Source organism: Pseudomonas sp. GL_117, assembly GCF_057835125.1.
On sequence record NZ_CM174418.1, the window covers coordinates 4,024,655 to 4,047,267 of the forward strand.

The window sequence follows — 22,613 nt, forward strand, 5'->3', positions numbered from 1 at the left end:
ATATAAGCAGGCACTGCCGCCCCGGACACAAGCCCAGGGGGCGACCATTCAATTTGGGAAGCGGCCTACATAGGCGCAGAAACAGTGCTGACAGAAACCAGCCTAATAACCGGTCATTTCCAGGTAACCCACCCCACCGTCGAACTGCACCGGTCCTTCCCAGTAGGGAATGCCAAGGTTCATCCAGGCGTTCGGGTTGAGCGCCGTTGGGGTGATGTCCAGCTGTTTGCCGGGAATGTTCAGTGACCAGCGCGTGGGAATCGTGCGCCCGTCGAGAGTGGTGGTCGCCAACGGTGTCAGTTGGATGTCGGCGTTGTGCAGGGTCTGGACCTGGCCCCGCTGATCGATCCAGGTGCCGGTGAGGTAACCCGCGCCGTCCTGCTGACGCACGCGGAACAGCATCAACTGTTCACCGCTGTCCAGGTGCAGGGAGAACCAGTCCCAGCCGGTCTGGCCCGCGGCGAGGGGTTGGCTGCTCCATTCGCGGTCGAGCCACGCGGGACCGCTGACCTGATAGGTGTGGCCGTCGATGCTGACGCTGCCGCTGGCGCGGAAAAACGGTTGGCTGTAGTAGTACGACGCCTGGCCCTGGTCGGATTTGCGGCTGTAGCCCTTGTCCCCTTGCAACACCAGCGGGCGGCTGGAGGTCAGGTGCAGGTCATAGGCGAACTGCGCGCCACTGGCCTTGAGTCGCATGTCGGCCAGTGGGCTCGCGGCGCCAGGTTGGCTGGCGAAATCCCAGTCGTCGATCCACGCATTGAACGGCACCGCCTGCGCGCCGGCCTGGCCGACGCCGCCGCGGGCGTAGCGTTCGGCGGCATAGTGGCGCGTGGCGGACGTGACGGCGGCGTGGCCCAGCCAAACCGTCGAGTCGTGCCAGCCGGGCTGCGTCGGCCCGGCCTTGAGCGCATTGCGAAACAGCGTCCATTGCACGCCGAATTCATTGCCCTGGGCGTCCTTGAGGTTGGCGGTGACGTACCACCACTCGATGCGAAAACCGTCGTGGGGGCCATGGTCGCCAGGAAAGCTGAACACCCTGCCGGGCACCACCTGGGCAAAGTCCGCCGCCGCGCTGCCCAGGCCGGCGAAGCTTTGCTCGGGCGCCGGGACTTTGTCACACGCGCCCAACAGCAGCAAAACCGCGAACAACGTCGCTCTAATCTTCATGGGCAAAGGTCCTCAACAAGTCCGCCGGGCGACTGCGGTACAGCTGCCACAGCGGCCAGGCCGACGCCAGCAAGGTGGCCAGCAGCGCCAGCGCCAGCAACTGCGCAAGCTGCCACGGGAACACCTGCAACGGCAGGCGCCAACCGAACGCCTGCACGTTGATCACCGCATCCAGGCACCACGCCAGCAACAGCCCCAGGGGCACGGCGAGGACCAGCGTGAGCACCGCCAACAGCCAGGTCTGCCCCAGGTTCAACAGCATCAATTGCCGCCGTGTCACGCCCAGCGCCCACAGCGGCGCGAGTTGGCCGAGGCGGCTCTGGCTCTGGGTCAACAGGCTGATAAACAGCGCCACGCCGGCGACGCCGAGGGTCAGGCTGTTGAGCGCCGCAGTGGCGGCAAAGGTGCGTTCGAACACCTGGCTCGACCAGCCCTTGAGTTGCTGTTGATCGACGATGCGACTGTCCTCCAGCGCAAACCCGCGCTGCACTTCACGCACCAGCGGCGGCACATCCTGTGGCAACACCCGCAGGTTGAAACGTGCCGGCGCCAGGGTCGGCCAGTGCGCCAGCAGGTGCTTGGCATTGACCAACAGATGGCCCTTGGGGTTGCCATAGTCGGCATAAATCCCCACCAGGACGGGCGACCAGACGCCTCGGGGTGTGGGAATACTGACCGTATCCCCCAGTTTCACCGACAGTCGCCGCGCCAATTGCTCGCTGAGCATCAGGCTGTCGCCTTGCAGCAAGCGGTCCCACGGCGCGCTCGCAGCCTCGAGCAACGGCCAATGCTGGCGATAGGTCGGGTCGTCGACCACACCGAACAGATCCGCCGGCCAACCGCGCAATTGCACGGCGACCTGCCAGGTCGGCAGTACCGCCTGCACCAACGGCTGTTGCGCCAGCCAGGTGTTGAGCTGTTCGGCTTGCGCCGGGTTTTGCGGATTGAGGTACAGCTCGGCCGTCAGGCGTTGCTCCAGCCAGTTGTTGAACGTCTGGCGGAACCCCGAGGTCATGGAGCCCGCGCCGATATTGGCCGCCAGGGCCAATAACAGTGCCATCAACGCCAGGCTCAACGCGGGCAGCTGTTGGCGGCAGTCAGCGAGAAACCATTGCCCCAGCACCGAGCGACTGCGCCCCAGCACGGCCTTGAGCACGCCATTGAGCATCACCGGCAAGCCCAGCGCCGCCCCCAGCAGCAAGGCCGCCATCAGCACAAAACCGGCGGCCAGGCTGTCGCCCAGCAGCAGCGCGAGCAACGCGATCAACAGCGCGGCGGCGGCGACCCAACCCTGGCGGCGCAACCAGCGCCCATGGGCGTCGTGCCAGGCTTGGGCATTGGCCAACGCCAGCAAGGGCAAACGTGCCGCCCGCCACACACTACTGGCGCCGGCAAGCAGCGCGCCGAGCAGGCTCAAGCCCAGCCCGGCGGCCCACCACCACGGGCTCAGGCTCAGTTGGCCAGCGACTTCGGCGCCATAGAGGCCCCGCAAGCTCGCCGCCACATCCGGCAGCAGCAGGCTCGCCAGCACATAACCGCTGGCCACACCGAGCACGCCGCCGAGCAAGGACAATACGCCCAATTCCACGGCCAGGCTGAGGATCAGTAGCCGCGCACTGACCCCGCAGGCGCGCAAGGTGCGCAAAAGGCCACGACGTTGCTCCAGGGCCAGGCCGATGGCGGCGTGCACGATAAACAGCCCCACCACAAAGGACAAAAAGCCCAGGGCATCGAGGTTCAGGTGAAAGCTCTCGGTAAGGCGCGACAAGTTGTTGTCTTCGCCCTGCCTGAGTTGCAACCCGGCGGGTGGCGTGGGCTGGGCGGCGGCGTAGGCCTTGTCCAGCAGCAAGCGCGACAGACGCCCGGGCATGTCCAGCACGGGCTGGGCAAAGCCGATATCGGTCAGCAGCACGCCGGGGGCCATGTCCTGCCGGACCTGCAACGGCGCCAGGCGATGTCCGTTGGTGGTCAACGGCTGGTCGCCCTCCTGCAACCCGAGGGCATGTAGGGTTTGCGGCGCGATCCAGGTACGCCCCGGCGGCTCGAAGAACGCCAGCATCTGCGCCTGGCTCAAGCGCTGGCCCGCCACCGCGCCGCCGCCCGGCAGCGACAACGGCTCGATGCCCATTAATTGCAGGCGCGTGTCTTCATGCCCCTGGAGCTGCACCCGCCCCTGCACCACCGGCGACACCGGCCACCCCATCCGGCGCAACTCGGCGAACAGCGCCTGGGGGAAACTCGCCCCATCCGGCGCGCTCAGGCTGGCCTGGGGCTCGCCGCCGATCAATTGGCTGGCCCGCGCGTAACTGTCCCGCGCCTGGCTGTTGAGGGCCTGCACCCCGGTCAGCAACGCCGTGGCCAGCCACAACCCGGTCAACACGCTAAAAAACTGCACGGGATGGCGCCGCCAGTGGCTCAGCAGTGCGCGCAAGGCCCAGTAAAACACCGCCATCTCAAACAGCGCCCGCCGGGACAACCCGGCCACGGTGCAGCACCACTTGACGCTCCAGGCGTGCGGCGATGCGCGAGCTGTGGGTGACCATCAACAGGCTGGTGGGGCTGTCGCGCAACAGGTCCAACAGCAATTGCAGCACCTCATCGCTGGTGGCTTCGTCGAGGTTGCCGGTGGGTTCATCGGCCAACAGCAGCGCCGGACGCGACGCCAACGCCCGCCCCACCGCGACCCGTTGCTGCTGGCCGCCGGAGAGCTGTTCGGGATAACGCTTGAGCAAGTCGCCCAGGCCCAGGCGTTCCACCAACTGCGCTTGCCATCGCGGGTCAAACCGCCCGGCCAGGCGCGCCTGGAAGGCCAGGTTGTCGTCGACGCGCAGGCTGCCGATCAGGTTGAACTGCTGGAACACCAGGCCGATTTCGGTGCGACGCCAATCGGCCAGTTGTGCCTCACCGAGTTGATCAAGGCGCTGCTCACCGACGCGGATGCTGCCGCTATCCACCCGATCCAGACCGGCCACCAGATGCAACAAGGTGCTCTTGCCGCTGCCCGACTCGCCCATCAGCGCCAGGCTGCTGCGCGCCGGCAGTTGCAAGTCGACCCCGCCCAGCACCGCCAGCGGACCTTGCGGGGTTGCGTAGCTTTTAAAGACACCTTGCACCTGCAACATGGGAGCACTCACCAAAGGACTGAAATCGAGAATAACGGTTGGCCGACGGGCTCACGCAAATTTTTCACATGGATTTCACCGGTTGCCCACCCATGGCCCTCTAAATTGCCCATCACACGCCAAATACCTGCAACTTTTCCGCCGGTAGCAATGGCAACTTCTAGCACTCACATGTTCAGCGAAAAGACAGCAGCCCTGTGCCACGCTCCAGTTCCACTACGGGCTTCTATTTGTAACGTTGCGCCTGTTTGATTTAACACTGCCAACAGTGCCCATGGTGATTAGTGTGGTTGACCTTACTCTGACCAAACCGCGCTCAATCCGAGCCGTTATCAAACGCCTGCGAAGGCTCTGGATCGGCATTGCGGCCGTCGGACTGATGCTCACCGGCGCGATGTTATGGCCGTCGTCACCGCCCGATCTGGGCGTCGGCAGCCGGCTGCTCAGCTCAGGCCTGTTGGCCCATTGGCACAGCGGCGAGGTGATTGTGCTGGTGCGCCATGAAGAGCGCTGCGACCGCTCCGCCAATCCTTGCCTGGGCCCTCCCGAAGGCCTGACCGTGAATGGCAGCCAACAGGCGGTAAAACTCGGCAAAGCCTTTAATTCATTGGGCATGGAGGCCAGCGACATCCTTGCCAGCCCGGCCGTACGAACCGCCCAGACGGTGCATTTCATGTTTGGCAAAAGTGAGTTCAGCTCAGGCGAAAGAGCCATCTGCGGCGCGGCCATGGGTGAAGAAATGCTCAGCCACAAACTGCCTGGCCGCAATCTGGTCTTCGTCACCCACAGCGGCTGCATCGCCGACTTCGAAAAGACCCTGGGTTTCCCCCACGCGACGTTCCCCGAGTACGGCAGCGCACTGTTCGTGCAGGTACTGGCGAACGGCAAGTTCAAGACTCTGGGCATCGTCAACAACCAGGATTGGCCCGCCGTGCTCAAGCAACTCTAGAACTTAAGTACTTACCGCCCCAGCCCATGTTCAGCAAAACGACAGCCAACTTCTGGCATGTTTAGTTGTGCCTGTTAGTTAAGGACGTCATGAATATTTTCAGTGACTTAGTGGAAACTTCAATGTTTTACGCTATGACTTTCATACCCTCTCCCGCTTGCCGCGAACGTCAAGGAGCGACGTTTTCATGACCCGATTCAAACCCCTGCCGCTGCTGTTGCTGGCCGTTGTCGCATTCTATTTGTTACCCCTGGGCCTGCACGGTTTGTGGATCCCGGATGAAACCCGCTACGCCCAGATCAGCCAGGAAATGCTGCTGAGCGGCAACTGGGTCACACCGCACTTCATGGGCGTGCGTTACTTCGAAAAACCTGCCGCCGGCTATTGGCTCATCGCCCTCGGCCAGGCGGTGTTTGGCCAGAACCTGTTCGGTGTGCGCATCGCCTCGGCCTTGACCACCGCCCTCAGCGTGCTGCTGGCCTATCTGATCGCACGGCGGATGTGGAACGATCCACGCAAGAGCCTGACCTGTGCGCTGCTGTACCTGAGCTTTGGCCTGGTCGCCGGGCAAGCCGGGTACTCCAACCTCGATCCGCAATTCACCTTCTGGGTCAACCTCAGCCTGGTCGCGCTGTGGTTTGCCCTCGACAACACCACCACCCGTGGTCGCCTGGCCGCGTGGACAATGTTGGGCGGGGCCTGCGCCATGGGCTTCATGACCAAGGGTTTCCTGGCCTGGGCGCTGCCGGTGCTGATCGCCGTGCCCTACATGCTCTGGCAGCGGCGCCTGGGCGAGTTGTTGCGCTATGGCCCGCTGGCCATGGCGGTGGCGCTGCTACTGTGCCTGCCCTGGGTATGGGCGATCCATGTGCAAGAACCGGACTACTGGCGGTTCTTTTTCTGGAACGAACATGTCCGCCGCTTCAGCGGAGCCACCGCACAACACGCCCGGCCGTGGTGGTTCTTCCTGCCGATCATGGTGGTGGCGTGCCTGCCGTGGGCTGCGCTACTGCCGGCCACCTTGAGCAAGGCCTGGACGCAAAAACGCCAGCCAGCGGTGGGCTTTCTTGCGCTGTGGTTGTTGTTGCCGCTGTTCCTTTTCAGCCTGAGCAAAGGCAAGCTGCCCACCTACATCATGCCGTGCCTGCTGCCGCTGGCGTTGTTGATGGGGCATGCGCTGAGCGACCTGGTGCAACAGGGCAAATCGCGCTCGATCCGCGTCAACGGCATGCTCAACTTTGGCATCGGTATGGCGGCGATGGTGGCGCTGATCTACCTGCAAATCACCAGGCCGCCGTATGGCAACAGCCACGCGGAGATGTTCAGCCTGTCGCTGATGTTCATCGTGCTGCTGGGCTGGATCCTCACGAACCTGCTGCAAGCGTTCCGCCCGCTGACGCTGTGGGCGATGCCGGTGCTGGGCATCGGCTTGCTGGTGGTGCTGTTGCCGGCGAGCATGCCGGCGCAAGTCACCGACAACGAAATGCCCGACCAGTTTGTGCTGGAGCACCTGGACGAACTCAAGCAAACCAGCGCCTTGCTCAGCAACGAATTGGAAAGTGCCAGCGCTCTCGCCTGGCGCCTGCAACGGCCCGAAGTGGGGTTGTATGAGACCGAAGGCGAGCTGCGCTATGGCCTGCAATATCCGGACAGCGCGCAACGCAAGATCAGCCTGGACCAGGTTGAAGACTGGCTGAAGGACGCCCGCCGCAAAGGTTCGGTGGGCGTGCTGATCCGCGTCGGCAGTACCAGTGAAATGCGCCAGGCCGGGCAACTGCCCCTCGGTGGCACACGGTATGACAAGGGCTACCTGCAACTGATCATTTATCCGAAGCTGCCATGAACCAGCGATTCACAGAGAAACACGGCGCCCTGCTGCTCCTGCTGGCGGTCACGGCATTGATGCTCTTGCCGGGCCTTGGCGGCCGTGACCTGTGGGGCCCGGAAACGCGCTGGGCCGACATCGCCTTGCACATGCTGCAAAGCGGCGACTACTTCGATCCCTACCTCAAGGGCGTGCCTTACTACGACAAGCCCCTGCCCTCCTACTGGCTGATCACCGGCCTGGCCCACGTGATGGGTGGCCTGGGCCCGTGGTCGTTGCGCCTGCCGTCGGTACTGGCGGCGTGGTTGAGCGTGTGGCTGGTCTACCTGATCGGCGCACGCCTGCTGCACAAGGGCACCGGCCTGCTTGCAGGCTGGATGCTCGCCACCACCTTCTACTTCATGTTCTGGGCACGGGTCGCCACCGCGGATGTGCTTACCGTGTGCGGCGTGCTGGCGGCGGTGTGGTGGTATTGGCGCGGCCCGGATGACACGCGGCTGGGACGCTACACGGTGTTTTTCCTGCTACTGGCATTGACGTCCCTGTTCAAAGGCTTGATCGGCTTTGTGCTGCCGGGCCTGGTGCTGCTGCCGCACCTGCTCAGCGAACAACGCTACAAACGTCACCTCAACCTGCGCCTGCTGCTGGCGCTGCTGATCGCCGCCGGGGTGTATGCGGTGCCGTTCGTGCTGTCGCACTTCTACGGCACGCCAACCTATGGCCAAAGCGGCCTGGCCCTGGTGTTCCGGGAAAACGTAGTGCGCTTCTTCGACCCCTTTGACCATATGGGGCCGATCTATACCTACCTGATCTACCTGCCCGCCTACACCTTGCCCTGGACACCCTGCTGGCTGCTCGGCCTGTGGCTTGCCCTGCGCCATTGGCGCACCACGCCACCCAACGTGCGCTGGCTGGTGTGGGGCCTGGGCCTGCTGTTCATCTTCTTCACCGCCAGCGGCAGCCGCCGCAGCTATTACGTGCTGCCGCTGGTGCCGTTTGCCCAACTGCTCGGCGCCTGGTGGCTGCAGGAACACCTGCTGAAAAAACCGGCCGCCCGGCCACGCTGGCGCACAGGGTTTGGCATCGCTGCGGGCCTGTTGCTGCTGATACTTGGCGTGGCGTATCCCTGGACCAACGGCAACGGCGGCGTGACCCGCTTCGCCGAAGACGTGCGCGCCGAAGCCGTCAAACGCGCGCCTTGGGAGCAATGGCAAATGGTGCTGGTGGAAGTCGACAACAAGCTGCCGATGTACCTGCAAAACGGCGGCAAACCGTTCTACTACGTGGCCCAGGACCAGGACTTCCCGCGCCAGGGCGACAGCGCCGCGTTCATCGCCTGGCTGGACAAAACCAGCGGCCGGCACTTCGACCCGCAGCACACCCTCATCGTCGCGCAATTCAGCAAAGACGACCCGACGCCGTTGGCGTACCTGGGGGCGGACCACCAGGTGATCGTCACCCAACCGGATAACGGCGAGCGCATGTTCAAGAAACGTGAGGAAGGCAGCGTGGCGTTTCTGCCGGGGCGTTAATACGCCCCTTTCGGCAGGCTTGCAGCATGGATGAACGCTTCATCCAGCGTGCTGGCGCCATAGGCCGTCATAAAGCCTTGCCCATCGGTGAAGTGATTGAAGCGCCGCTGGCTGAGCATATAAAAGTCTTCGCAGTGAGCAACGATTTCATCGACATTGTGCGATGACACGAGCACGGCGACACCTTGCGCCGCCGCGCCCTCCAGGCATCTCCAGATGTGATGGCGAAACTCAGGGTCCACCCCGGCGGTGGGCTCGTCCAGGATCACCAGGTCTGCATTCGCGCACAGCAATGACAACGTGAAAAACCAACGCTTTTCCCCGTAGCTGCACAGGGACGATTTCTTGTTCCAGATTTCACAGTAGCGTTCTGCAATGCCAGGGCTCCACTGCTCGATCTTTTCCAGCGCATGCTGTTGCGTGACTTTCGAGTCGGAGCAAAACAGCATCATCATCTTGAAAATATCAAACATGCGAAACACGGCGGGCGTGCTGATCACCTGCGACAGATACAGCAGCTTTGAAAAAGCATTGTCTATCACCCCACCGTCTATTGTTTTCAAGCGACAGAGCACATCAAAGAACGTGGTCTTGCCAGAACCATTGGGGCCCAACAAACCAGAGATTGCACCCGCCCGCACCTGTAACGAGGCACCACGAAACAGGACGTGCTGCCCGTAGCTCACATCAAGGGAAGTGACGACAAGCTGTTTCATCAGTAACGACTCCATACCGGATTAACCCGTAAAAAGCGCAACGTCATCCAGAACGAACATATAAATAAAACACTCACGACCACCACTATCTGCAAAGACTCAACCACACCAAACTGCATAATCCGGTTTGCCCACCACATGGGATTTAAATGCATGAGCTTCGCAAACGAAGACTGAGACACCCCAAGGCTGACAATCCCCAGCGCCAACATTAAAAATGACAACATCGAAAACAACGTGTTGGTGTTTTGAAAGCCCATAGGCAGTAGTGTCAATAAAAGCGCCGGCGTGGAAAACAGCAAGAAACAAACATAAAACCTGCCAATAATCACCACGAACTCGCCAACGTCCATCACACCAAAATACGCACGGGTCAATACGTAGAATGCGGCACAATAGGTTATCGACATAACGGAATAGGCCAGAAACTGCCCAACCATAAAAATTGCCTTTGTCTGCGGCGTATACACAAACGAGCGAAGAAACCCACTTTCCCTGCGGCCCACCACATAAAATGCCAACCCAAACAGCGCGACGCTTGAAGAGACAAAAGAGTAAAACCATGAAGTGCTTGAGAGATACTCGCCCGACACACCGCCCTGCGGGGCTCGTGCGTAGTTGATCAGATAGAACGTGACTACCGGTGAAATAACAATCCAGAACAGCGCAACGGGCTCTTTCAACTGTTCTTTTATAAAAAGCATGCTTAGTAATAACGGCTTGAAGGCTGAGTAGTGGGTCATGGTACACCTCAGGGGAATGGCACCAGATGACAAAACCATCAATCAAACAACAAACACAATTTAGTTATTCTGCGAAATTTCGCAAACCCGTGAACCCTTTTCACTTAGAACCATCATCTAATATGTTTAGGAAGTTTCATTCAAAGAATTCAGAAAACCGAGAATTGCCTACATATTCCAGAGACGCTAGACACTTTCCAGTAAAAATAAAAATCCTAACAAAATTAGCGCCCTCCAAATAACGGCACTAATACGACCAATAATGTCTGAGCAAAAATATCCCGCACAATGCAACGTCGGGCTTTCATGATTCGGAAAAACATCCGACCAACGGCGTCATTATTTCGACCCAGATGCACTCCCCCCTGAAAAACCGCGGCGGACCGTTTGGGGCGGCTTCGCCCCCCAGCGCGGGCAAGCCCGCTCACTACAATCAAATTCGGCGCCGTCGGTTGAGTTGGGGGATGACGGTTTGCGGGACTTCGACGCGTTGTACCTGGGTAGTGGTCCGTGCCGCCAGCAACGCCAACGTCGGCTGGCTGAACAAGCTCCGCGCATCCAGGCTCGGTGCAGGCCCTGCTCCAGCAGCCAGGTAAACCGTTGGGTCAGCGCCTGCACGTCGTCGTGCAGGAAATACGCCTCGTTGTACACGCAATGCCAGAGCGCGCTGCCCTGCTGACGGTTGCTGCGCAGGTGGAAGGCAATCGGCAGCCGCTCGTGGTGGTTGGAGACCTTGACCGCCCGCCCCTGGGCCTCTGCGTAGTGCAGGTCATGGTCGTCCTGTTCGAACGACACCGACAGATCAAACAACTGCCCGCGATCTGTACGCCGCAGGCCAAGCTCGCGGTTCATCTCGCTCAGGGGGAACCGCTCGTGGCGGAAATCCTGCTTGAGTTGGTCGAGCCAGATGTCATGTTGGGCGGGAGGGGAAAAGGCTGCATAAGATCCTTCTCATGGAGGTCTGGCACTGGCCGCGCAGAGCGGCCCACTACGGAGAAATTGCCGGATTTGAGCATGGGCCCCCGGGACTGTCTGTCAGCCGAAACCCGGACATTCAAATGGATAGCAACGGGGTTGGCGAACGGCTCAGTGCTGAAACGATTAAATAGTTGTAGGAGATTGGCTACATCTTCCCGATGTCGATGAGCAACGGATGCTCTCAAAGAAAATATTTTCCATTCACTTTCAATTACTTAATTAATAAACGAGGTAATCCATGACTTTTTTTCGGCGGAATTGCCTGTCAGAAACGTCGAATTAATGACGTTATTTTTATGGCAGCTTCTGTCACGCATTTCCGCTACATACGCAGGACAAATCCCCTGGTTGAATGGATTTTCGAGCGCCGATGACTGTTCTGGAAGAACGGATGGCCCCGAACCCGCCAGGGTGTCCGCTGACGGTTTTTGACATCAAGGATGAGATGGCTATGAGTTTGACGCAGAGCATTGGCACCCCCAAGAGCCCGCATTTCTATGCCGAAATGGGTGAGTTGATTGCCAGCAGCGGCCACGGGGATTTTGCCGCGAACATGCTGCATCTGGTGGACAAGTGGGTGCCGATCCATTTGGTGGACCTCAGCGAATGGACCCTCGACGAAGCGCGCGACACGGTGCTCGACATCAAGTTGCTGGGCAGCGCCGGGATCAAGCAGGCTTTGTCAGCACCGCAGATCGTGCACCCGCCCAACGACCATCCCCTGCTGCGGGACATGTTGCACATGCAAGACCCGCTGCTGATCCAGATGAAGGCCAAGGCCCACAGCGCCCATCCCCGGGGTGGTTCGCACCAGTGCAACCTGGTGTCACGCCAGGGCAACCGGCGCTGTGTGATTTCGTTCTACCGCCCACCGACCCAGCGCGGGTTTTCCCTGACCGAGTTGTCGTTTCTCAAATGCCTGTCGGACACCCTGCTGCCGCTGATGGAGCGCCACGCGCAGATCCTGCGCCAGGCCCCCGCCGTCGACAGCGAACCGGCCCTCACCTCTCTCGAGCAGTCGCAGTTGCAACGTGAGTTCTACAAGCGCCTGGCCCTCAGCGAGGTGACCCTGTCGGCGCGCGAGCAGGAGGTGTGCCTGGGCCTGTTGACCGGCGGCACCGTGCCGCAGATGGCAGAAAAACTCAGCGTGAAAAACAGCTCGATCGAAACCTACCTCAAGCGCGCCGCCGCCAAGCTGGGCGTGAGCGGCCGGCATGGTTTGGCCAAATGGATGGTGGGCGCCTGATGCACAACCTCAGATTCTTCACGCTGGCCCTGGCCTGGCTGGGCGCCGGTGGCCGAGGTCGACCTGTACACCGCGCTGGGCGGCGCGTGGGGCGTCACAGCCCCGACTGCCGCAACCGATACTCCCCCGGCGTCAGTTGCGCATAACGCAGGAAAAACCGGCTGAAATACGCCGGGTCCTTGAACCCCAGCTGGTAGCAGACTTCATTCGCCGAGCTGCCGGTAAACAGCAGCAGGCGCTTGGCTTCCTGCATCACCCGCTCCAGGATCAGGCGCTTGGACGGCAGGTCGGCCAGGCGTCGGCACACCTCGTTGAGCCTGGCCGGCGTGACGCCAATCGCCTCGGCGTAGCGGGCCAGGGGCCAGTGTTCCAGGTAGTGGGCTTCGATCAGTTCGTTGAAACGATGGAAGATACGCAGGTCTTCATGCCGCGTCGGGCGTGCCGGCAGAGAGTGGGCGCACAGGCGCAGCAAGCGGATCATGATCAACCGCGTAAGGCTGTCGAGGGCGGCGGCGCGCCCTGCCCGTTCGGCGTTGATCTCGCTGCACAGTTCTTCGAAGAGTTGATCCAGGCCCTGGCTGTCAGGCGCCAATGCGACGCAAGCCGAGCCTGAGGCGAGGCTGGGGTCGGCATCGATCAATGCCCATACCAACTGCTGGCGCACCGTCAGCACGTGCCCATCGGCGTCCGCTTCAGTGACAAAGGCGTGGGGCACCGTCGGCGCCGTGAGGAAAAACATCGGCCCCGATTCGACGTACTGGCGATCGTCCAGATACACCCGCACCACGCCGCTCTTGACGTAATGCACCTGGAAAAACCGGTCATGCCGATGCACCGGCATGTTGCGCCCGAAAAATCCCGCCAGGTTGGCCAGCCGGTCGTAATGCACCTCGGCGTCGCTGTAACGCTGGTCGTAGACCTGCCCGATGTTGATGTTGGGGATCGGCTTCACGCTGCTCTCTTCTTGTTGTTTTACCGCTGCTGGATTTTGCCACGCTTGACGGTAGTTAACATATTAAATATAACGTTAACACATGAACGATCTGCCGCAAGGTCGGCGCGATTGTTCGAGGCGGGCCGCGACAGGTCCTTCTCCCCACGGCCACTCAAACAAAAAGTACAACACTATGAGCACCGTCAATTCCATCGCCAGCCGCGAGCTGGCCGAGCACGATCGCACCCATCGTTTAGTCACCTGGCGCCTCATGCCGTTGCTGCTGGTGTGTTACCTGTTCGCCCATCTGGACCGCATCAACATCGGCTTCGCCAAGATGCAGATGAGCAGCGATCTGCACTTTAGCGACACGGTCTACGGCTTCGGCGCCGGGTTGTTTTTTATCGCCTACGCGCTATTTGGCGTGCCCAGCAACATGGCGCTGGACCGCGTCGGGCCGAGGCGCTGGATCGCCAGCCTGATGGTGGTGTGGGGCCTGTTGTCCACCGGCATGTTGTGGGTGGAAAGCGCCCGTGGCTTCTACGTGCTGCGCTTTTTGCTGGGGGTGGCCGAGGCCGGGTTTTTCCCGGGGATCCTGGTGTTTCTCAACCGCTGGTATCCGGCACGCCGACGTGCCCAGGTCACCGCGCTGTTCGCGATTGCGGTGCCGATGGCCGGGGTGTTGGGCGGGCCGTTGTCGGGGGCGATCCTCGAACACTTCCACGACGTAGGCAACCTGCGCGGCTGGCAGTGGATGTTCCTGATCGAAGGCGCGCCCGTGGTGCTGTTGGGGTTGGTGGTGCTCAAGTGGCTGCCGGATGGTTTCGACTCGGTGCCGTGGTTGAGCGCCGCGCAGAAGCAGCAACTGCACGCGCAACTGCGCAGCGAAGAACAACGCAAGACCATCACCTCGTTCAGCGGCATCCTGCGTGACCCGCAGGTGTGGCTGCTGGTCGCGGTGTACTTTGCGGTGATGCTGGCAGTGAACACCCTGGCGTTCTGGATGCCGACCCTGATCCACGGCGCGGGCATCGGCCGCGACAGCCAGGTCGGCCTGCTCAGCGCCGTGCCGTACCTGGCCGGGTGTTTTTTCATGATCGGCTGTGGGCGCTCGTCCGACCGCTTGCGTGAACGCCGCTGGCACCTGTGCGTGCCGCTGTTGATGGCGGCGCTGGGCATTGCGGTCGCCGGGCTGGCGCCGGAAAACCCGCTGCTGGTGATGGGCGGTCTGGTGCTGGCAGGCATGGGCGCGAGCGCCGCGTTGCCGATGTTCTGGCAACTGCCGCCGGCGTTTTTGTCCAACACCACCCAGGCGGCGGGCATCGCGATGATCAGTTCGTTCGGCAGCGTGGCTGCGTTCCTCGCACCGTACCTGATCGGCTGGATGCGCGATGCCACCCAGAGCGCCAGCCTGGCGCTCTACGTGCTTGCGCTGTTCATCGCGCTCGGCGGTTTGCTGGTGCTGCGCACCCACGCCGCCATCGTCAATCCGCGCTAGCGCTTGATGTTTTTCAGGTCATCGAGCAGGCCCAACAGGGTCTGCAATTTCTCGTCGCCCAATTCATCCTGCAAACGCTGGTAGTTGGCTTCCATGCACGAGCTCATGGCCTCGAAACTTTCCCTGCCCTTGTCCGCCAGGGTCACCAATACGCGGCGCTGGTCCTGCTCGGCCTTGCGGCGATGCACCATGCCGGCGGCTTCCATGCGTACCAGCACGCCGGTCATGCTCGGTTTGAGGATGCAGGCCAGTTCGGCCAACTGGTAAATCTCCAGCTCACCGTGCTGTTCGAGGATGCGGATGATGCGCCACTGCTGCTCGGTCAGGCCGTGCTCATTCAGGGACGGGCGGAAAAAACTCATGGCGGCTTCGCGGGCTTGCAACAGGATCAAGGTCAGGGACTGGCGAGGTTTGAGCATAGGGATCAGGGTCACGATGGATTTGATTAATAATTTAACGAAACTCTAGCATTCCCTGCCGGCAAGTGCGCGCTATACGTTTGGCGCGTGCTGCCGGTGGCGCCCAGAATCAAAACTCCGGGCACGCAGGATCAAGACTTCCACCCCGTCAGGGCCCTTAATGGAGGCATCCGCTTTAGCGCCTTCCTTCACCTTTCAGGCTGCGCCATGATCAACATCGAAACCCCCACGTATTACACCGCCACCAAGAAGTACAACCTGAGTTTCCCGACCCTGGAGCAGGACATCGACGCCGACGTCGTGGTGATCGGCGGCGGTTTCTCCGGGATCAACACGGCCCTGGAGCTGGCCGAAAAAGGTTTCACCAATATCGTCGTGCTGGAAGCGCGCTACCTCGGTTTTGGCGGCACCGGCCGCAATGGCGGGCAGATCATGGCCGGCATCGGCCACGACCTGGAGAAGATCAAGAAGGACGTGGGCGAAGACGGCCTGCGCCAGGTGTTCGAGATCAGCGACCTGGGCGCCGACATCATCAAGCACCGCATCGCCAAGTACAACATCGACGCGGATTTCTGCCACGGCTACGGCTACATGGGCTTCAACGCCCGCCAGGAAAAAACCCTGCGCGCCTGGGAGAAGGATTTCAAGTCGATCAACAGCCAGCACGAGATCCGCTTTCTCGGCGGCTCCGACGTGCAGCAGATCATCGGTTCCAAAGCCTACACCAGTGCCCTGCTGCACATGGGCGGCGGCCATGTGCACTCATTGAACCTGCTGCTGGGCGAAGCCACCGCGCTGGCCAGCCACGGCGTGCGGATTTTCGAGAACAGCCCGGCGCTGGAGGTCAGCTACGGCGAACGCATCACCGTGCGCACCGGGCGCGGTTCGGTGCGGGCCAGCAAGCTGCTGTGGGCCTGCGACAGTTTCCTCAACAAACTGGAACCGCAGCTGCACCGTTCGACCATCAACACCTATGCGTTCCAGATGATGACCGAGCCGTTGCCCGAAGAATTGATCCAGCGCATCAGCCCGATTCGCGGGGCCTACAGCGACATCCGCCCGGTGATCGACTACTACCGCGTGACCAATGAAAACCGCCTGCTGTTCGGTGCCGCGACGCCGCTGGTGGAGCATATTCCCGGCGATCTCAAGGCGTGGAACCGCCACCTTATGCTGAAGATTTTCCCGTACCTCAAGGAGGTGAAAATCGACCTCGCCTGGGGCGGCCCGATGGCGTGCAGCCCCAACCTGTTCCCGCAGATCGGCACCTTGCCGGGGCGCAGCAATGCGTTTTTCGTGCAGGGCTATTCCGGCTTTGGCGTGACCCCCAGCCACATCATCTGCAAGGTCCTGGCCGAAGGCATGAGCGAAGGCTCGGCGCGCTATGACCTGCTCAGCTCAATCCCGCGCCCGACCATTATCGGCAAGGACGCCATCCGCCCCTTGCTGCTGACGGCGGGCAAATCCTGGCACCAACTTTCCGGCTATTGGAACGGGCGCCGCTAACTATTTTTTACTCATCAGGAGCAACTGCCATGACCCTTACCACCCTCAAGCACAATATCCAGCTGTCCGAACTCGACGCCTGGGGCAGCGTGGCCGATCTCGGTTCCGAAATCCTCGAAGGCGAAGTGCGTGCCTTCGGCAAAATGACCTTTGGTGCACCTACCGACGCGATCAGCAGCGCCTACTTCGGCACGACACAGGGCAAGTTCCGCATGGTCTATCCGTTCAATGAGCAGGCCACCGTCGTGACCGGGGAAGTGGTCCTCACCGACGAGTCCACCGGCCAGTCCACACGCTTCAAGACCGGTGACAGCTGGTTCGTCACCCAGGGCACGCCGGTGTTGTGGGAAGTGGTCAGCGAGAGTTTCGTCAAACACTACTTTGCCGTTGCCTGACAACCCCTTCGCTCCTGGGACGCCCCCTGACTCTTGTAGTGAGCGGGCTTGCCCCGCGCTGGGGGGCGAAGCCGCCCCACATCCAAACACCGCGGATTACCTGACTCACCGCAGCGGTCTTATTGGGGCGGCTTCGCCACCCAGCGCGGGCAAGCCCGCTCACTACAATCAGAGCCAGGTGACGTCCCAGAGTGAATAGTCGCCTAGGTGTTCAACCAAACCAGCCCGCAACGGGTTGGCCACGATATAACGCGCCATAGTGCGAATATCATCCTCCACACGCACAGCCCTATCGTAATAACCGGGTTGCCATACACGCGCTTGGCTTTGTCGACACCTGTTGATCGTCAGCGTACTGCGCGACTTGATACGACGGACCGCGTCGCCCAGCGTCTGCTGCTTTAACTCAAACAGCCAATGAAGATGATCCGGCATGATGACCCACGCCAGCGAGTCGACCAGACCAAGCTCGTGCACCTGGCGGAACTCGGCCACCACTAGGCGACCGAGGAACAGGTCGGTGAACAAGCGCTGGCGGTGGTGAGTGACAATAGTGATGAGGTAGCTGCGTCCGTGCTCCGAGTAGCGGCCGTGACGCAGACGATGGGTTTGAGGTGTCGAGCGCAATCCGTTGCTCCTGGGCAAAGTCCCTAAGAGCATTAACACTAGCCAGCGATTTACAGCCAACCAGCCCCACATAGTGACCAAATACGTCTGTCGTGAACGGGCTTGCCCCGCGCTGGGGGGCGCAGCCGCCCCAACAAGACCGCTGCGGTGTTTCAGGAGGACCGCGGTGCCTGGGTTTGGGGCGGCTGCGCCCCCCAGCGCGGGGCAAGCCCGCTCACTACGGCGTCTTACAAATGCGCCGGTCTAGCCCGACGCCTGCATCCGGCTCGAACGGAAATCCTTCGGCGACACTTCAAACTGCTTCTTGAACGAACGACTGAAATGCGCCGAGTCGGTAAAGCCCCATTTGTAGGCGATCGAGGTGATCGACTCGCTGCGCAAGAACGGGTTGGTCAAATCATCCGCGCTGCGTTTGAGCCGTGCGCGCTGGATGTAGCGGCAGACGCTGTCGTCCTGCTCCTCAAACAACCGGTACAAGTGGCGCACCGAGATGTTCAAGCGGTTGGCCAGGCCGATCGGGCTCAGGCCCGGTTGGCTGAGTGACTCGTCAATGACCTTCTGTACATAACTGCGCAGATTGTTGCCGTGCAACGAGGCCACGCCCTCGCGGCCGTCATCGCCCTGCTCCAGCGCCGAGCCCAGCAGCGAGACAAAAGCCGATTGCAGGGCCTCGACTTCACCGCCGCCATCCTCTGAGTTGTCCTTGCACAGTTGATCCATCAGCACATGCAACATGCGCCCGCAGGCTTTGGTCGAGGAGATCTTGCCGAACGCACGCCCATCGCCCCCCAGGTGTTTGCACACATCGGCGCGCGACAGGGACAGCGAAGCGTGTTCGATCAGGCCGAAGGGGATGATCTCAATGGAGCCCACCGAGTCCATCAGCAGCATCTCGCCAGGCGCCAGCTGCAGGGTCTGGCCGTTCTGTACGATCTGCGAGTAACCGCTGCGCTGGCTGACCAGGAAACAGTCCTGGTCGTTGTCGTGGTCGGCGTGGTGCGCCGGGCGCTTGATCAGCCCGGCATTGGTGCGCAGCATGGCAAGGCCGCGCGGCAAGTTGCTGATCTCGCCGATGAACAGCGAGCGGTTGAACGCCAGTTCCGTATCGAAATAGCCGCACGCGGCGCGCAGCTCCCGATTCCAAGTGTCCAGCCCGTCGTGTGCACGCTGAGGGATGCTCATGGGGTGTCTCCGCAATGGCTTCTTTTTGTTGTTCTCGGGCAATAGTTAACATGTTAGCTATATGCGCGCAACAACAACCTGTCTGCCCATTACGGTTGCACTAATGATGCCAATCAGCGGCTCGACAACAGCCGTTGCAGGCCCGCCAGGCTGGCGAGCAGATGCTCGCGCTGCACAGCGCTCAACGCGATGTACCGCCGGAACGCCGGCAGGCGATTGACCACCTCACTGCCGCCCATATGCTCCAGGCGCACGCACCATTGCCCGCCTTGCAGGTCGATGCGCAGGCGCTTGAAGTCCAGGGGCATCAGCGCCGCGAACAACGCCGCATCCGCCTCGATGCACGCCTGCAGCTCACGCCCCAGCGTCGGGTCACCGCCACGCTGACGCACGCGCATCCCGCTGCGCCGAATCGCGCCGCCATGGTGCACCTCCAGGCATGCCATGCCCTGTGTCGCAGCAGGCACGCGCAGTACAAATTCGGTCAGCACCAGGTGCATCAACAACTGTGATTCGGTGCGCTCGACAATCTCGAACGCCACGCCATCCAACTCAAGCTGCGCCAGCCCGAGGTTGCGCCGCAAACGCTCAAGGGTCAGCCCCGGGCGATAGCCCGACGGCGCTCGATCGGCGCGAAACAGCTCAAACAGCTTTTGCCGCAAAGTCGCTATAACCATGGCCAGCCTGCTCCGCGTGATAACTGAATTCCTTGGCCAATACCTCTTCCACCGAGGCGGGCTTGAACGGGTTGACCCTCTGCACCACCAGGGTCCAGAACAACGCATACAGCGCCGTACCGCCGAGCATCACGCTGAACGGCACGTAGATATCGGCCGGGTTCATTCCCGGTGGCGTGATGAACCACATGCCCAGCAGGATGCCCGCACTCGACACGACCTGCGGCAGCGGGAACCACGGCGAGCGGTACGCCCGTGGCAGATCCGGGCGACGAATGCGCAGAATCACCACCGACAGCGTCACCAGCAGGTAGGCGAAGCTCCAGGCACACACCGCCGCCAGCACCAGGTGCATGATGGTGTCGGTGTTGCCGCCCAGATACAGCGCGTGCAGGCACGGGATCAGCATCGCCACCAGGATGCACAGCAGCGGCGTCTTGAAGCGCGGGTGCAAATAGGTAAAGACCTTGGGCAGCGCGCCGTCCACCGCCATGCCATAGAGAATCCGCGGCACACCCGCCATCAGGGTGTTGATGGTCGCCGCACCGGCAAACAGAAACCCGATGCCCAGCCACAGCGGGCCGACCTGCCCCATCACCTGCTCGGCGAACCTGGGGATGGCCATCGGGGTGTCCAGCAAGTGCACGCCCGAGGCGGCGTCGAGCACTACGTTTTCCACCTGGCGCTTCATCGCCGCGCCATAGATGAACATGCACGACGCCACGCCCATCAGCCCGAGCATCATCGCGCGCGGCATCACCTTGGCCGACTGGCGCAAGTCCGGTGCCAACGGCGTGACAAACTCGCAGCCGACAAACATGAACATCGCCATGCCCACCAGCGACAGCACGGTGATCACGTCGGTGCCCACCAGCGACACACCGAACCAGCCGTCCAACTGCACCGCCGGCGCGGCAATCAGGCCGAGGACGCCGAAGACCATCAGGGTGGTCCACATGCCAAAGGTGAGGATGATTTCCGCACGGCCAAACGCGCTGACGCCAAACGCGTTCAGCACGCCGAACACCAGCACGAACCCCACCCCCAGCAGCCACGAGCCACCGGCCGACTCGGCCAGGGTATTGAGGTGTTCAAAGTTCACCAGCGCCATCACCCCGGCGAGGATGGTCTCGGCCGTGCCGGCAAACACATGCACGATCAGGTAGGCGGACAAGGTGCCGGTGATCGCGAAAAAACGCCCCATGCCGCAGTTGATGTAGTCGTACACCGAGCCGGTGGTGGGCAGGATGGCGGCGGCTTCGGCAAAGGTCGTGGCCTGAGCCAGCATCATTATCACGGCGATCAGCATCGCCAGGGCAAACGCGCTGCCGCCGATGCCGAAGCCCATGGTGGCGGTGAGAATCACCGGGCTGGCCATGATCAGGCCGATGGTGCTGGCCAGCGCGGTGGGGAAACCTACCGTGCCCCGGTTGAGGTGCGCGGTGAGTCGGTCATTGCTCGACATGGTGGGGTCCTCGAAAGCGGTTTTCTGGAATGTGTCGGCACTCTGCGCCCCACCCGTGTCGAGCGTCTTGCCCCTGTCTGCCGCTGCTTTTGTTGCTGCCTGCCACCGCGTGTGGCGTGGCGGCCAGGGTCAATTGCCTGGCACGCAGAGGAAAGACTTACGCCTGCGCGCTGGCCCTAATGCGCCCTCACTCTTAACCAAGATAGGGACAATAACAATGGTGCACACCCTGAAAAATCGCGGCCTTGGCCTGGCGTTCGCGCTGCTGGCGGGCCATGCGCAGGCGGTCGAGCTGTATGCCGATGCCGACAGCAAAGTCACCGGCAACTTTCTCGCCGTGTACGGCCTGTTCAACAGCCCGAAAAACTATGATGGCCGCAGCGGTGGTTCCACCTGGCGTGAAGCGTTCATCAAGTACGGCCTGAGTGTCGAGCAGAACCTGGGCAGCTTTGGTGGCGTCTACGGCACGGCGAATCTGGTGAGTTCCGGCACCTGGGGCGATGGCGACGCGTCCGGCGTCACCACCGGCCGCGAGCGCACCACCAAGTTTGACGAAGCCTTCGCCGGCTGGCGCTCCGGTGAGCTGTTCCCGGTACTGGGCAAGGACGGCGTGGACCTGTCGTTCGGCCGCCAAGTGCTGATGCTGGGTGATGGTTTCATCCTCAACGACGACGGCCCCAACCTCGGCAAAGGCGTCGGCGATGGCCAGTTCAATCGCGGCGGCGCCTACTACATCGCCGCGCGGCACGCCTTCGACAAGACCGCCGTGCTCCGCCTCGGCGGCAAGGACGGCGTGCACGGCAGCCTGCTGTGGTTCAAGTCCGACAACCCGGCCCAGGCCATGACCGAAATGGCCGCCGGCACTCTGGAATACAGCGCTGCACCCGGCACCCTGGGTCTCACCTATATGCATGGCATCGATGTGGACGAGCGCTACGCCACCGATGTACAGCGCCAGCGCAAGGGTATGAACCTCTACAGCCTGCGCGGCGCGGGCAATGCGGGCATCGACAACGCGCACTTGGCGTTTGAACTGGCGCGCCAGGACCGTCGCGACAGCCAGCAAAACGCCGGTTACGCCGAAGCGGGCTATACCTTCGCCGACCTGCCGTGGTCACCCGACCTGACCTACCGCTACGCACGCTATTCGAAGAACTGGGACGCGATGTTCAGCGGTTTCAATCGCGGCCTGGGCACCTGGGTCCAGGGCGAAGTGGCGGGCAATTATTCCGGGCCGTTCAACACCAATACGACGGTGCAGCACGTGGGGCTCAAGCTCAAGCCGTGGGAAAACCTCACCCTCGGTGCGCTGTTTTTCAACTACAGCACCGTCAGCACCCGTGGCCAGTTGAACCTGGATGGCCGCGAGCTGGACCTGTACGCCGAATGGGCGGTGAACGAGCACCTGATCATCACGCCGTTGCTGGGCCTGTATAAGCCCAACAAGGATGCCGAGACCGGCGGCAACCAGGTCGGTGGCAACGGCACCAACGTCTACAGCCAGTTGGTGGTCGCCGTGCCGTTCTGAACGGCGCAGGCAGGCACAGGCAGGAAACCTGGCAGGCACAGTCAAGCCACCAAGGGGGGCCGTTGGTTAACCTCGGCCTTTCCTTTGTGAACTGCCAGGAACCT

General features: G+C 61.8%; 19 protein-coding genes and 1 pseudogene. 8 read left to right on the forward strand and 12 right to left on the reverse strand.

Annotated features, from left to right (window positions below):
* Window positions 1–102 precede the first annotated feature (102 nt).
* From AC3ISR_RS18125 to AC3ISR_RS18135, 3 genes are read right to left on the reverse strand one after another with little or no spacing between them, the layout of a single operon-like run.
* Window positions 103–1,167, reverse strand: coding sequence for a lipocalin-like domain-containing protein (locus AC3ISR_RS18125; RefSeq protein WP_463983507.1), 1,065 nt, complete (start codon window positions 1,165–1,167; stop codon window positions 103–105).
* Complete coding sequence (locus tag AC3ISR_RS18130; protein ID WP_463983611.1) at window positions 1,157–3,619, reverse strand: ABC transporter permease; 2,463 nt, start codon at window positions 3,617–3,619, stop codon at window positions 1,157–1,159. The genes AC3ISR_RS18125 and AC3ISR_RS18130 overlap by 11 nt, the downstream gene beginning before the upstream one ends.
* Window position 3,620: 1 nt before the next feature.
* Window positions 3,621–4,289 carry an ABC transporter ATP-binding protein gene (locus AC3ISR_RS18135; RefSeq protein ID WP_192296739.1) on the reverse strand — a complete coding sequence of 223 codons (669 nt, stop codon included), beginning with the start codon at window positions 4,287–4,289 and terminating at the stop codon, window positions 3,621–3,623.
* Window positions 4,290–4,563: 274 nt separating this feature from the next.
* On the opposite strand from AC3ISR_RS18135, the gene pmrG reads away from it, so the two are divergent.
* From pmrG to AC3ISR_RS18150, 3 genes are all read left to right on the forward strand, one after another.
* The gene (gene pmrG / locus AC3ISR_RS18140) at window positions 4,564–5,238 is read left to right on the forward strand and encodes a lipopolysaccharide core heptose(II)-phosphate phosphatase PmrG (protein ID WP_463983506.1); all 675 of its coding nucleotides are present in this window, start codon (window positions 4,564–4,566) and stop codon (window positions 5,236–5,238) included.
* Window positions 5,239–5,425: 187 nt separating this feature from the next.
* Window positions 5,426–7,081: a lipid IV(A) 4-amino-4-deoxy-L-arabinosyltransferase gene (gene arnT / locus AC3ISR_RS18145; protein WP_463983505.1), complete on the forward strand. Its 1,656-nt coding sequence runs from the start codon at window positions 5,426–5,428 to the stop codon at window positions 7,079–7,081.
* The gene (locus tag AC3ISR_RS18150) at window positions 7,078–8,595 is read left to right on the forward strand and encodes an ArnT family glycosyltransferase (RefSeq protein ID WP_192296742.1); all 1,518 of its coding nucleotides are present in this window, start codon (window positions 7,078–7,080) and stop codon (window positions 8,593–8,595) included. The genes arnT and AC3ISR_RS18150 overlap by 4 nt, the downstream gene beginning before the upstream one ends.
* Here the strand turns inward: AC3ISR_RS18150 and AC3ISR_RS18155 are convergent.
* From AC3ISR_RS18155 to AC3ISR_RS18165, 3 genes and pseudogenes are all read right to left on the reverse strand, one after another.
* Window positions 8,592–9,311: an AAA family ATPase gene (locus AC3ISR_RS18155; protein ID WP_463983504.1), complete on the reverse strand. Its 720-nt coding sequence runs from the start codon at window positions 9,309–9,311 to the stop codon at window positions 8,592–8,594. The two genes, AC3ISR_RS18150 and AC3ISR_RS18155, sit on opposite strands and share 4 nt — an antisense overlap.
* The gene (locus tag AC3ISR_RS18160; protein WP_463983503.1) at window positions 9,311–10,054 is read right to left on the reverse strand and encodes an ABC transporter permease; all 744 of its coding nucleotides are present in this window, start codon (window positions 10,052–10,054) and stop codon (window positions 9,311–9,313) included. Before AC3ISR_RS18160 ends, AC3ISR_RS18155 begins: the two co-directional genes overlap by 1 nt.
* A gap of 570 nt (window positions 10,055–10,624) precedes the next feature.
* Window positions 10,625–10,954: pseudogene (locus AC3ISR_RS18165) on the reverse strand (condensation domain-containing protein); the annotation flags it as partial.
* Window positions 10,955–11,483: 529 nt separating this feature from the next.
* On the opposite strand from AC3ISR_RS18165, the gene AC3ISR_RS18170 reads away from it, so the two are divergent.
* Window positions 11,484–12,278: a helix-turn-helix transcriptional regulator gene (locus AC3ISR_RS18170; protein ID WP_463983502.1), complete on the forward strand. Its 795-nt coding sequence runs from the start codon at window positions 11,484–11,486 to the stop codon at window positions 12,276–12,278.
* Window positions 12,279–12,372: 94 nt separating this feature from the next.
* On the opposite strand, the gene hpaA is transcribed toward AC3ISR_RS18170, so the two are convergent.
* Window positions 12,373–13,230 (reverse strand): 4-hydroxyphenylacetate catabolism regulatory protein HpaA, encoded by an 858-nt coding sequence (gene hpaA, locus AC3ISR_RS18175; protein ID WP_192296744.1) that lies wholly within the window; start codon window positions 13,228–13,230, stop codon window positions 12,373–12,375.
* 175 nt (window positions 13,231–13,405) lie between these two features.
* Here hpaA and AC3ISR_RS18180 point away from each other — a divergent pair, with 175 nt between their 5' ends.
* On the forward strand, window positions 13,406–14,710 hold the full coding sequence (locus AC3ISR_RS18180; RefSeq protein ID WP_463983501.1) for an MFS transporter: 1,305 nt from the start codon (window positions 13,406–13,408) through the stop codon (window positions 14,708–14,710).
* Here the strand turns inward: AC3ISR_RS18180 and hpaR are convergent.
* Window positions 14,707–15,129, reverse strand: coding sequence for a homoprotocatechuate degradation operon regulator HpaR (gene hpaR / locus AC3ISR_RS18185; RefSeq protein ID WP_192297227.1), 423 nt, complete (start codon window positions 15,127–15,129; stop codon window positions 14,707–14,709). The two genes, AC3ISR_RS18180 and hpaR, sit on opposite strands and share 4 nt — an antisense overlap.
* 207 nt (window positions 15,130–15,336) lie before the next feature.
* Here hpaR and AC3ISR_RS18190 point away from each other — a divergent pair, with 207 nt between their 5' ends.
* Together AC3ISR_RS18190 and AC3ISR_RS18195 are read left to right on the forward strand one after the other, a co-directional pair.
* Window positions 15,337–16,635 carry an NAD(P)/FAD-dependent oxidoreductase gene (locus AC3ISR_RS18190; protein ID WP_192296746.1) on the forward strand — a complete coding sequence of 433 codons (1,299 nt, stop codon included), beginning with the start codon at window positions 15,337–15,339 and terminating at the stop codon, window positions 16,633–16,635.
* Between the two features lie 29 nt (window positions 16,636–16,664).
* Window positions 16,665–17,030 (forward strand): cupin domain-containing protein, encoded by a 366-nt coding sequence (locus tag AC3ISR_RS18195; RefSeq protein WP_192296747.1) that lies wholly within the window; start codon window positions 16,665–16,667, stop codon window positions 17,028–17,030.
* 168 nt (window positions 17,031–17,198) lie between these two features.
* Here AC3ISR_RS18195 and AC3ISR_RS18200 read toward each other — a convergent pair whose 3' ends face one another.
* The 4 genes from AC3ISR_RS18200 to AC3ISR_RS18215 all read right to left on the reverse strand — a co-directional run bounded on the left by AC3ISR_RS18200 (window position 17,199) and on the right by AC3ISR_RS18215 (window position 20,981).
* Window positions 17,199–17,657 (reverse strand): REP-associated tyrosine transposase, encoded by a 459-nt coding sequence (locus AC3ISR_RS18200; RefSeq protein ID WP_463983500.1) that lies wholly within the window; start codon window positions 17,655–17,657, stop codon window positions 17,199–17,201.
* A gap of 243 nt (window positions 17,658–17,900) precedes the next feature.
* Complete coding sequence (feaR, locus tag AC3ISR_RS18205; protein WP_463983499.1) at window positions 17,901–18,839, reverse strand: transcriptional regulator FeaR; 939 nt, start codon at window positions 18,837–18,839, stop codon at window positions 17,901–17,903.
* Window positions 18,840–18,952: 113 nt separating this feature from the next.
* The gene (locus AC3ISR_RS18210; protein ID WP_463983498.1) at window positions 18,953–19,516 is read right to left on the reverse strand and encodes a DUF3156 family protein; all 564 of its coding nucleotides are present in this window, start codon (window positions 19,514–19,516) and stop codon (window positions 18,953–18,955) included.
* On the reverse strand, window positions 19,482–20,981 hold the full coding sequence (locus tag AC3ISR_RS18215) for an APC family permease (protein ID WP_192296751.1): 1,500 nt from the start codon (window positions 20,979–20,981) through the stop codon (window positions 19,482–19,484). The genes AC3ISR_RS18210 and AC3ISR_RS18215 overlap by 35 nt, the downstream gene beginning before the upstream one ends.
* A gap of 217 nt (window positions 20,982–21,198) precedes the next feature.
* On the opposite strand from AC3ISR_RS18215, the gene AC3ISR_RS18220 reads away from it, so the two are divergent.
* Window positions 21,199–22,509, forward strand: coding sequence for an alginate export family protein (locus AC3ISR_RS18220; RefSeq protein WP_463983497.1), 1,311 nt, complete (start codon window positions 21,199–21,201; stop codon window positions 22,507–22,509).
* Window positions 22,510–22,613 lie beyond the last annotated feature (104 nt).